The following is a 9,273-nucleotide window of genomic DNA, read 5'->3' on the forward strand; positions in this document are numbered from 1 at the left end:
TCAGCGGCCGTCGGCGATCGGCACGGGCCGGCCACCGTTGAAGGTGGACCATGCCGGCGTGCGCAAGACATTGCCGAAGCCATCCAGATGCAAGGTGCCGGTGGCGCCACGCAGACCACCGTCGGTGCCGGTGGCGAGCTTTTCCAGATACGCGCTGATCTTCCAGGCGTCGTAGCCAAACGCAAACAGGCGTGCGGCCGGGCCGCGCGCGCTGGGCAGGGTGCTGGCGACCTGGCTGGCTGCCGGCAGGCCGGAGACGCCGAGCGCGGTCCAGGTTTCGCTGGGATAAACGATGCCGTCCAGCGCCAGGTCGTCTTCGACCTTGCCGGTGCCGGCCACCAGCTGCGAGGTGCCGACGCGCGACTTGCCGGCAAATCCGCTCAACGCCAACTGCGGCGCCAGCGCACGTGCAGTGTTGCCGCGCACCGCCAGAAACACCGCATCGGCAGTGCCGTAATTGCGCAGCTGCGCGCCGATGTCGCCCGGTGCATCGGCCACACTGATGCTGCCGGCCACGGTGCCGCCACGCTCGGTAAAGCGGTCGCGGAAGGCCTTGATGGTGCGCTTGCCGTTGTCGTCGCCGGTACCGACGATCAGCACGTTGCGGCGCTCGCGCGAGAGCAGGTATTCGGCGGCCATGATGCCGTCGTCTTCCGGCGCCAGCGAGAAGCCCGCGCTGCCGGTGGGCGGCGCCTTGTTGTCGGTGGGGCGGTTGAGCGCCAGCACCGGCACGGCAAGCTGGCCGCGCGCGAACAAGGCGCTGACTTCGTCGCGCCCCAGCGGGCCGATCACGTAATCGACACCGGCGCTCACAGCTTTGTCGTAGGCGGCGTTGGCGCCTGCGGCAGTGCCGGCGGTGTCGAAGAAACGCACTTCCGGGCGACGGCGGGTTTCGGCGTAATAGCCGGCCAGCAGACCGTCGCGTACCGGCGCCGAGGCGGTGGCCAGGTTGCCGGTGAGTGGCAGCAGCACCGCCAGCTTGACCGGCGGGCGATACCCATCGCGCTCGGCCGGCGGACGCTTGCTGGTGTCGAAGCCCCATTGCGCATCGCGATCGAACGCGCGTGGCAGCGCCAGGCCGCGGCTGATCAGCGCGCGCCCGGCGAAGTTGTACAGCGGGTCGCCGGCCGGCAGTGCGGCGGTACGGCCTTTGAGCGTTGCATCATCCAGCGCCGCCAGCAGACGCACGATGGCGCGCTGATTGTCGCTGCGGGGCGTGCCGGTCAGGCTGGCATCGGCGCGTGCACGATCGGCGGCGGCGCCGAACAGGTCGCCGGTGGCTTCCAGCGCAGCGGCGCGTGCCACCAGCCAGCGCGTCTGCAGCGGCTGCGTCAGCCCCTGCGGGCTGTCGCCCAGCGCCTCCAGCGCTGGGGCGCCCTGTTTGTCGATCACCGCCAGCTCGCCGGTTAGCAGCCCGAAGCGTGCGCGGTCTTCGCCGCTCAGGTGGCGTGCGTTGACCTGCGCCAGCAGCGTGCGTGCGCGGGCGTCATCGCCAGCGTCGTGCCAGCCGAACGCGGACGCCGCCAGCAGGCGGCTGCGCTGCGCACCGCTGGCGCTGGCGGCTTCGGCTTCCAGTTGCTGCGCCGCTTCACGCGGCTTGCCCTGGTCCAGCAGCGCCAGCGCCGCGCTCTGCGTCGGCGAGACGGTCTGGGTAACGCTGCTGGTGGCGCAACCGGCCGCCAGCATGACCAGCAGCGACAGGGCGGAGATCCTTGCAACACGCTTGTTCATTTCAGATCCATTGGACAGGGGCCGCCAGGGCGGTCCGTTGAAAACCGCTACGATTCTACCCTTTGCCCCCGGAAGACCGCTGATGATGTCCCCTGGAACCCTGCACGTGGTCGCCACGCCGATCGGCAACCTGGCCGACCTGTCGCCGCGCGCGCAGGAGGTGTTGCGTGGCGTGGCCGCGATCTGCGCCGAAGACACGCGCCACACCCGTCAATTGCTCAGCCATTTCGGCATCGACCGCCCGCTGCTGGCCCTGCATGACCACAACGAAGACGCCATGTCCGAGCGCATCGTGGCGCGCCTGCGCGAGGGCGAGTCGCTGGCCATCGTCAGCGACGCAGGGACCCCGCTGGTCAGCGACCCCGGCTTCAAGCTGGTGCGCGCCGCCCGCGCGGCCGGCATCAAGGTCAGTCCCGTGCCCGGCGCCTGCGCGGCGATTGCCGCGCTCAGCGTGGCCGGCCTGCCCAGCGACCGCTTCGGCTTCGAGGGCTTTTTGCCGGCCAAGAGCGCCGCCCGCCGCGAGCGCTTGGCGCACCTGGCCGGCGAGACCCGCACCCTGGTGTTCTACGAGTCCTCCCATCGCATCGTCGATTCGCTGGCCGACCTGCGCCTGGCCTTCGGCGACGACCGCCCGGCGGTGATCGCCCGCGAACTCACCAAACTATTCGAAACCGTGCTCGATGGCAGCCTGGCCGAGCTGCAAGCCAAGGTCGAAGCCGACGACAACCAGCGCAAGGGCGAGTTCGTGGTGATGGTGCAGGGCGCGGCCGACGCCGCCGACGGCCAACTGGCCGAGGGTCGCCGCGTCTACGCCAAACTCGCCGAACACCTGCCGCCCTCCACCGCGGCCAAGCTCGCTGCCGAGCTGACCGGTGCGCCGCGTAAGGCGTTGTATGGCGGCTAGGTCTGCCATCGCAGGGAGTACGTTCGCCTGTGCTCGTGATTCGAGCAAGGCCTCTTCGCGCCCGGGTGTGCTCATATCGCGCCATCGCAGGCTGAATCGCTGCGTCCGTTCTGCATGGCGGCGATAGCGTAGAATGCGCCTCGGCGGAGTCGGCCAGACAGTCGCGTCACTCGCAAGAGTGCCGAGGAAAGTCCGGGCTCCATAGGGCAAGGTGCCAGGTAACGCCTGGGCGGCGCAAGCCGACGGAAAGTGCAACAGAAAGATACCGCCTACGTCCCTCGTCACCCCTCTGCCGCCACTGAAATGTGCCAGCGATGCATCGCATCGCCAAGTGCGCTCAGAGGCCGCAGAGGGGTGGCGAGGGGCCGGTAAGGGTGAAATGGTGCGGTAAGAGCGCACCGCGAGTCCGGTAACGGACCGGCACGGCAAACCCCACCTGGAGCAAGACCAAATAGGGATCCATTGGCGTGGCCCGCGCTGGATCCGGGTAGGTTGCTTGAGCGCTGCGGTGACGTAGCGCCTAGACGAATGACTGTCCACGACAGAACCCGGCTTATCGGCCGGCTCCGCCGCCTTTTTGGGCGTAGGCCCAAGAAGGCGCCCACGCTTCGTACCGCCGCAGGCGGTACAAAACGCGGGCCCCGGCTCCGGGCATGCCAAAACCCCGCGGCTGTCGCCGCGCCCCCTTGACTCAAGGGGGCTTGCAGCTAGACGGCTGGTCAAGGGGCTCTCGCTACGCGATCCACTCCCTTCCACCGCTTGCGGGGGAAGGTGCCCGAAGGGCGGATGGGACGAGCTTTTCGCTCTGGCGTACTGGCGGCAAATCGGGCGTCATGCGCGGCCATCCTGGATCAGCCGATGCTTCGGCGTGCGGAACCAGGCGCGTCCGCGTTGTGGGCCTTCTCGCTCACGCTGCGGTTGTCAGCGTGCTGCCTAACCAAACGAGCGAGTGAACAGCTCGTCCAGGGCGTCGATGATGATCTGGCCCTGGTCCTTCAATGTGCCGGCCGGTTTGCTGAGGACTGTTAGCGGTACTGAGGTCATTTCCAGGGGTTGCAGGATGACGCTGTGGCCGGCGACGGTGAGTTCTGGGGTGAAGCGGGATGGGGTCGGGGAGTGCTTGGACTTTCGGACCAGGGGGATGATGACGCGGCGTGGTGAGGCGTTGAAAATTTTCGACTGAACGACAACTACGTACGGGATGTTCTTGTTCTGGCCGACGTTGGCGTAGACATTGAACTGGTCGGTCATAGCGTGGAGAACTCGTCGGCGAAGGAGCCGTGCGCCTCGGTGAATGACTTCCATTCGCTCGCGGCGCGTTGCAGCTCAAGCGCTCTTGCGCTGTGGTTGTCGCGTTCCTTGGTGACGTATTCGGCCAGCAACTCTTCCACCTTCGCCGACAGATTGCCGGTCATCGCGCGGGCTTGCGAGGCTAGGTCGGCGTTGATGGTCAGATTCAGTGGCTTCTTCTGCGCAGAAACATCGTAGTAGCGGTTCATGCGTTTGCTCCTCGGTTATGCGCACGCTATGCGCATGATTTTGGCTTGTCAATGTGTGCCGGTGATGTCCAGCCGTGTTTCGCCCTGGAAGATGCCATCCGGGCCGAAGCGGCGCTCGTGGATGAAGCCGCCGCCGTGATGGTCCAGCGCTACGATGGTGCTGGCGCGGGTGCCGTAACTGGGGCCGGCAATGAAGGCGGTCGAGAGCAGGCGTTCGGTGGACAGGTCCACGCCGGTGCTAGGGAGCGACTGGTCGGGCGCGGTGGCGGGGTTGCCCAGTGCGTCCCACAGCGGTTGCAGGTCGTTGCTGTCTTGGGCGCACCAGTCGTGCAGGACGCCGGCCAACGCACGCGTCTTTGGCCAGGGGGTGTCCAGCGGGCCGTTGGACATGCCGTGGATGCCTGGCTCCAGCTGGCGCGCCAGCGGCGGGTGGTTGCTCAGGTGCTCGCAGCGCTCTGCGTCGCACAGCAACAGATTGAACGGCGGAAACTCGTGCCCGGCGCCGGCCAGATCGTGGGCATAGCCGGCCGCGCCCAAGCTGCCGGATAGGTAGTCCGCAATCAGATGTCCGCGCGAGCGGCCCGAGGCGGTGGCGAGCGGATCGCGCACGTTGGTGACCACCGCAACGCGGCCGTCGCTGCCCAGCCCCACCCAACTGCCGCCCGAGCGCAGATCGCGCCCGGCCAGCACGCTGTCGGCAGGTGCCGCCCAGCGCGCGAGCGGGGCGGTGAGGCGCTCATGGAATTCGTCGCGGTTGCCGGCCAACAGCAAACGCCAGCGCGGGTGGGTTTTCCAGGCTAGAGCGACCAGGCACATGCCGGCGATTGTCGCCGGTTTGCGCAGTTACGGTATGTAGCTGGCGCAGCGTGAAGTGAGACCGGGGTCGGGTTTACATGGCCTTCACGGCCCTGAATTTCCGTTCAATCTCAAAATTTGAGACGAAACAGCAACTTGTGGATAAGCTTTGAACAAGTCTCTAAAGAGTGCCGCAACTCATTGATGTGACTGGCGATTTACCACCTTGAAAACTGTTGACAACCTTTGGCGCGCTGCTAAGGTGGGCATCGGAGGGAAAACCAGGTGTTTTGTGGTTTTTCGTGGTTCAATGATCCCCCAGCGGGTATTCGAGGTTGCATTCGGTGTTTCAGGGCGAGACTGCCATCACGGTGGACGACAAGGGGCGCGTGGCGGTACCCACCGCATATCGCGACCTGGTCACGCGCGTGAGCGGCAATCGCCTGGTTCTCACCTACAACCCGTTTGAGGCCGGTTGCCTGTGGCTGTACGCGGAGAAGGAGTGGGAGCGGGTGCGCGACGATGTGATGTCCAAGCCCAACACCCAGCGCGTGGTCCGCACGCTGCAACAGAAGCTGGTGGGTTCATCCGCCGTGCTGGAGCTGGACGCCAATGGCCGTCTGAGCATTCCGGCCAGCCACCGCAATGCGGTCGGCATCGAAAAAAAGGCCGTGCTGCTGGGCATGGGCGACAAGTTCGAACTCTGGAGCGAGCAGGCACATCGCGCACTGATCCAGCAGACATTGTCTGACGGGGATCTGGGCGATGAATTGCTCGATCTCAGGTTGTGAGCCGGGGTGCCCGGATGCGCGGTGAAGCGCAGCCCGGTCACCCGGTGTCGCAGCCGCCGGCGGCCCATGTGCCGGTGCTGTACACGCAGGTTCTGGATGGCCTGCAGGTGACCGAAGGCGGAGCTTATCTCGATGGCACGTTCGGGCGTGGCGGACACGCACGCGGCGTGCTGCAACACCTTGGCCCGGGAGGTCGACTGCTGGTGATGGACAAGGACCCCGAGGCGATCGCAGTGGCCGAACAAACGTTCGGTGGCGATGCGCGCGTGTCCATCCATCGCGGCAGTTTCGCCGGGCTTGGCCAGGTAGTCGCTGCGGCGACCGTCGACGGCATCCTGCTGGATCTGGGCGTGTCTTCGCCGCAGCTGGACGTGGCCGGGCGTGGCTTCAGTTTCGGCAAGGACGGCCCGCTGGACATGCGCATGGACCCGGACGCCGGCCAGAGCGCGGCCGAGTGGCTGGCGCAGGCGGCCGACCGCGACATCGCCGACGTGCTGTGGACCTACGGCGAAGAACGCCAGAGTCGCCGCATCGCGCGCGCCATCGTGGCGCGCCGCGCCGAACAGCCGCTGCTGCGCACCGCGCAACTGGCCGACCTGATTGCGTCGGTGATGCCGCGCGGCGACAGCAAGACGCATCCGGCCACGCGCAGCTTTCAGGCGATCCGTATCTACATCAACCGCGAATTGGACGATCTGCAAGCCGGGTTGGATGCCGCCCTGGACGCGCTCAAGCCGGGCGGCCGCCTGGCGGTGATCAGCTTCCACTCGCTGGAAGACCGCATCGTCAAGCAATTCATGGCCCGCTACGCCAAGGCCCCGCCGAGCAACCGCCGCCTGCCCGAAGCGCAGCCGTTCGTTCCCACGTTGCAGCTGATCAGCGGCGCGATCAAGGCAGACGACGCCGAGTTGAACATCAACCCCCGCGCCCGCAGCGCGGTGTTGCGGGTGGCTGAGAAGCTGGGAATGGGGAATGGGGAATCGGGAATGGGCAAAGGCAATAGCGCTGCTGCTCCCCGATTCCCGATTCCCGATTCCCGATTCCCGGCGTCTCCGAACGGAGACGCTGCATGAGCCGCCTGCTGCTCATCGTGCTGCTGGCCTGCAGCATCGCCTCGGCGATCGGTGTCGTGTACATGCGCCACATGCATCGCAAGTTGTTCGTGCAGTTGTCCAAGCTCGAACACACCCGTGACGAGTTGAACATCGAATTCGGCCGGCTGCAGCTGGAGCAGGCCACCTGGGCGGAAAGTAACCGTGTCGATCAGGTCGCGCGTGCGCGCATCGGGATGAAGTTCCCGGAAACCAACGACATCGTGGTGGTGCGCCCATGACCATCTGGGACGACAGCTGCTTTGCACAGCGCAGCCGCCCGCAGGGTGGCGCACACGGAGGTGTTGCCATGACAAAACGGCAGGACAGCCGTTTTGCACGGCGCAGCTGCCCGCAGGGTGGCGCACACGGAGGTGTTGCCATGACAAAACGGCAGGACAGCCGTTTTGCACGGCGCAGCCGCCCGCAGGGTGGCGCACACGGAGGTGTTGCCATGACAGAACGGCAGGACAGCCGTTTTGCACGGCGCAGCTGCCCGCAGGGTGGCGCACACGGAGGTGTTGCCATGACAAAACGGCAGGACAGCCGTTTTGCACGGCGCAGCCGCCCGCAGGGTGGCGCACACGGAGGTGCGCCATGAAGACCGGCCGCAATCGCGCCCGTAGCAACTTCAACCTGCGCGGCCGCCTGACGTTGGTCGGCATCGCGCTGGGCCTGTGCTCGGTGACGTTGATCGGCCGCGCGGCGTTCGTGCAGCTGGTCAACCGCGATTTCTACCAGCGCCAGGGCGAAGCCCGTTACTTGCGCGAACTGCCGATTGCCACCTCGCGCGGCATGATCACCGACCGTAACGGCGAGCCGTTGGCGGTGTCCACGCCGGTGGAATCGATCTGGGTCAACCCGCAGGAACTGTTGCGCAATCCCGACCGCATCGCCGAGTTGGCCAAGGCGCTCGGCCAGCCGCTGGACGAGTTGAACGCCAGGCTGGCGCAGAAGGCCGGCAAGGAATTCATGTACCTGCAGCGCCGGATCAACCCGGACAAGGCGCATGCGATTGTGGCGTTGAAGATTCCGGGCGTGTTCTCGCAGCGCGAGTTCCGCCGCTTCTATCCACAGGGCGAAGCAATGGCCCACGTGTTGGGCTTTACCAACATCGACGACCGCGGCCAGGAAGGGCTGGAGCTGGCGTTCGACGAATGGTTGCGTGGCAAGCCCGGCTCCAAGAAGGTGGTGCGCGATGCGCGCGGCGCCATCGTGGAGAGCGTGGACCTGGTGCGTCCGGCGCAGCCGGGCAAGGACCTGACGCTGAGCATCGACCGTCGCATCCAGTTCTTGGCCTATAAGGAACTGCGCAACGCGCTGGTCGAAAACAATGCGGCCGGCGGGTCGATGGTGGTGATGGACGTGGCCACCGGCGAAGTGCTGGCGATGGTCAACCTGCCCACTTACAACCCCAACTCGGTCACCGGCATCAACCCGTCGGCGCGACGCAACCGCGCGGTCACCGATCTGGTGGAGCCGGGTTCGACGATGAAGCCGCTGACCGTGGCCACCGCGCTGACCGCCGGCGTGGTGACCAAGGACACCATCATCGATACCAACCCCGGCTATATGTCGGTGGGGCGCTTCACCATCCGCGATGTGCCGCGCAACAACGGCGTGCTCAACGTCACCGGCGTGATCACCCGCAGCTCCAACATCGGTGCGGCCAAGATCGCGGCCAAGGTGCCGGACCAGACCTTCTACCAGTCGATCCGCAACTTCGGTTACGGCAGTGCGCCGCATAGCGGGTTCCCGGGCGAGTCGTCAGGCGTGGTGCTGCAGCCAGCGCGCTGGAGCGGCCCGTCCAAGACCACGATGTCCTACGGTTACGGCCTGTCGGTCACGCCGCTGCAAATTGCGCAGGCGTACGCCACGCTGGGCAACGGCGGCAAGCTGACGCCGCCGACCTTCGTGCGTGGTCAGCACAACGAGACCCGTCAGGTGATCACCCCCGAGGTGGCGCGTGAAGTCATCGACATGATGGAGACCGTGGTCACCCAGGGCGGCGCCAAGGGCGCGGCGATCCTGGGCTATCACGTGGCCGGCAAGACCGGCACCGCCCGCAAGAACGGCGCCAACGGCTACGAGCGTGGGCATTACAACGCGCTGTTCGCCGGCCTGGTGCCGGCCACCCGTCCGCGCTTTGCCACCGTCATCGTCATCAACGATCCGCAGGGCAAGGTGTATTACGGCGGCCTGGTGTCAGCACCGGTGTTCCACAAGGTGATGGAAGGCGCGCTGCGGTTGATGGACGTGCCGCCGGACGACATCCAGTCGTGGCTGGCCGCACAGGCCGCCGGCAAGACCGGGCAACCGATCGTCAAGCCGCAACCGGCCGATCTGGATCCGGCGCTGGTGCCGGACCCGGTGGACGAAGTGTCGGCCGGCATCCCGACCGCCATCGCACCGCCGCCAGCGCCTGCGCAGCCTGCGCCGCTGCAGGAGAGCCGCCAGTGAGC

General features: G+C 66.6%; 9 protein-coding genes and 1 other RNA gene. 6 read left to right on the forward strand and 4 right to left on the reverse strand.

The genetic code is table 11. The annotated features are described in order from the left end of the window. Positions 1–1,731, reverse strand: a complete 1,731-nt coding sequence (locus tag BJD12_RS16810) for a penicillin-binding protein activator (RefSeq protein WP_005988731.1) — start codon at positions 1,729–1,731, stop codon at positions 1–3. An 82-nt stretch (positions 1,732–1,813) separates the two neighbouring features. Here BJD12_RS16810 and rsmI point away from each other — a divergent pair, with 82 nt between their 5' ends. Further along, positions 1,814–2,635, forward strand: coding sequence for a 16S rRNA (cytidine(1402)-2'-O)-methyltransferase (gene rsmI / locus BJD12_RS16815; RefSeq protein ID WP_005988733.1), 822 nt, complete (start codon positions 1,814–1,816; stop codon positions 2,633–2,635). A gap of 145 nt (positions 2,636–2,780) precedes the next feature. Then, positions 2,781–3,207: RNase P RNA component class A (gene rnpB / locus BJD12_RS16820), an RNA gene on the forward strand. A gap of 361 nt (positions 3,208–3,568) precedes the next feature. Here the strand turns inward: rnpB and BJD12_RS16825 are convergent. The 3 genes from BJD12_RS16825 to BJD12_RS16835 are packed head-to-tail and all read right to left on the reverse strand — an operon-like array spanning position 3,569 to position 4,950. Then, the gene (locus BJD12_RS16825; protein ID WP_005988734.1) at positions 3,569–3,886 is read right to left on the reverse strand and encodes a CcdB family protein; all 318 of its coding nucleotides are present in this window, start codon (positions 3,884–3,886) and stop codon (positions 3,569–3,571) included. Beyond that, positions 3,883–4,134 carry a type II toxin-antitoxin system CcdA family antitoxin gene (locus BJD12_RS16830; protein ID WP_005988736.1) on the reverse strand — a complete coding sequence of 84 codons (252 nt, stop codon included), beginning with the start codon at positions 4,132–4,134 and terminating at the stop codon, positions 3,883–3,885. The genes BJD12_RS16825 and BJD12_RS16830 overlap by 4 nt, the downstream gene beginning before the upstream one ends. Before the next feature lie 48 nt (positions 4,135–4,182). Then, complete coding sequence (locus BJD12_RS16835; protein ID WP_005988737.1) at positions 4,183–4,950, reverse strand: NRDE family protein; 768 nt, start codon at positions 4,948–4,950, stop codon at positions 4,183–4,185. A 314-nt stretch (positions 4,951–5,264) separates the two neighbouring features. Between BJD12_RS16835 and mraZ the strand changes: the two genes are divergently transcribed. From mraZ to BJD12_RS16855, 4 genes are all read left to right on the forward strand, one after another. Then, the gene (gene mraZ / locus BJD12_RS16840; protein ID WP_074052654.1) at positions 5,265–5,720 is read left to right on the forward strand and encodes a division/cell wall cluster transcriptional repressor MraZ; all 456 of its coding nucleotides are present in this window, start codon (positions 5,265–5,267) and stop codon (positions 5,718–5,720) included. 14 nt (positions 5,721–5,734) lie between these two features. Continuing rightward, the gene (gene rsmH / locus BJD12_RS16845) at positions 5,735–6,793 is read left to right on the forward strand and encodes a 16S rRNA (cytosine(1402)-N(4))-methyltransferase RsmH (protein WP_039423778.1); all 1,059 of its coding nucleotides are present in this window, start codon (positions 5,735–5,737) and stop codon (positions 6,791–6,793) included. After that, on the forward strand, positions 6,790–7,053 hold the full coding sequence (gene ftsL / locus BJD12_RS16850; protein WP_005991913.1) for a cell division protein FtsL: 264 nt from the start codon (positions 6,790–6,792) through the stop codon (positions 7,051–7,053). The genes rsmH and ftsL overlap by 4 nt, the downstream gene beginning before the upstream one ends. A 355-nt stretch (positions 7,054–7,408) precedes the next feature. Beyond that, positions 7,409–9,271 carry a peptidoglycan D,D-transpeptidase FtsI family protein gene (locus tag BJD12_RS16855; protein ID WP_005991590.1) on the forward strand — a complete coding sequence of 621 codons (1,863 nt, stop codon included), beginning with the start codon at positions 7,409–7,411 and terminating at the stop codon, positions 9,269–9,271. Positions 9,272–9,273: the final 2 nt, after the last annotated feature.

The organism is Xanthomonas vesicatoria ATCC 35937, assembly GCF_001908725.1.
GTDB lineage: Bacteria > Pseudomonadota > Gammaproteobacteria > Xanthomonadales > Xanthomonadaceae > Xanthomonas > Xanthomonas vesicatoria.

What these genes read in the sequence shown, in the direction of transcription:
- BJD12_RS16825 (WP_005988734.1), bottom strand. Translation starts at nt 3,886, where the DNA reads ATGACCGACCAGTTCAATGTCTACGCCAACGTCGGCCAGAACAAGAAC.
- ftsL (WP_005991913.1), top strand. Translation starts at nt 6,790, where the DNA reads ATGAGCCGCCTGCTGCTCATCGTGCTGCTGGCCTGCAGCATCGCCTCG.
- rsmI (WP_005988733.1), top strand. Translation starts at nt 1,814, where the DNA reads ATGATGTCCCCTGGAACCCTGCACGTGGTCGCCACGCCGATCGGCAAC.
- BJD12_RS16835 (WP_005988737.1), bottom strand. Translation starts at nt 4,950, where the DNA reads ATGTGCCTGGTCGCTCTAGCCTGGAAAACCCACCCGCGCTGGCGTTTG.
- BJD12_RS16830 (WP_005988736.1), bottom strand. Translation starts at nt 4,134, where the DNA reads ATGAACCGCTACTACGATGTTTCTGCGCAGAAGAAGCCACTGAATCTG.
- BJD12_RS16810 (WP_005988731.1), bottom strand. Translation starts at nt 1,731, where the DNA reads ATGAACAAGCGTGTTGCAAGGATCTCCGCCCTGTCGCTGCTGGTCATG.
- BJD12_RS16855 (WP_005991590.1), top strand. Translation starts at nt 7,409, where the DNA reads ATGAAGACCGGCCGCAATCGCGCCCGTAGCAACTTCAACCTGCGCGGC.
- rsmH (WP_039423778.1), top strand. Translation starts at nt 5,735, where the DNA reads ATGCGCGGTGAAGCGCAGCCCGGTCACCCGGTGTCGCAGCCGCCGGCG.